The sequence below is a fragment of the Streptomyces viridosporus genome (assembly GCF_002078235.1).
GTDB classification, from domain to species: Bacteria; Actinomycetota; Actinomycetes; order Streptomycetales; family Streptomycetaceae; genus Streptomyces; species Streptomyces viridosporus.
In genome coordinates, this window is record NZ_MSGP01000538.1 from 271 (window position 1) to 638 (window position 368).

Genomic DNA, 368 nt, shown 5'->3' on the forward strand with positions numbered 1-368 from the left:
CCGGCCGGATGCCGGGGAGCGCCGCGCTGCCGTGCACGCCATCGCCCTCAAGTCCCTGATGCGCGACGGGGTCCGGTCCCTGACCTCCGGGGAGCGTGCCCTGCTCTGCGAGTGGCTGGACCGCATCGCCACCGGGGACGGCACGGAGACCGGCACCCGCACCACCGGACCGGCGTAGGCCTCCGGCGGCGGCGGACGACCGGCACCGTGCGGGCGTCGGCAGCCCGGGCCGCGCGACCGCGTCCGGGCCGTCGTCCACGCCTGCCGCCGGGGCCCGGTCGGCCGAAGGCCCTCTTCCCGTTCCCGGTCCTTGCGGTCGGTTCTCTCCGCGAGGGCCCTCGGGCGGTGCCGGGACGGCCGGGGGCCGG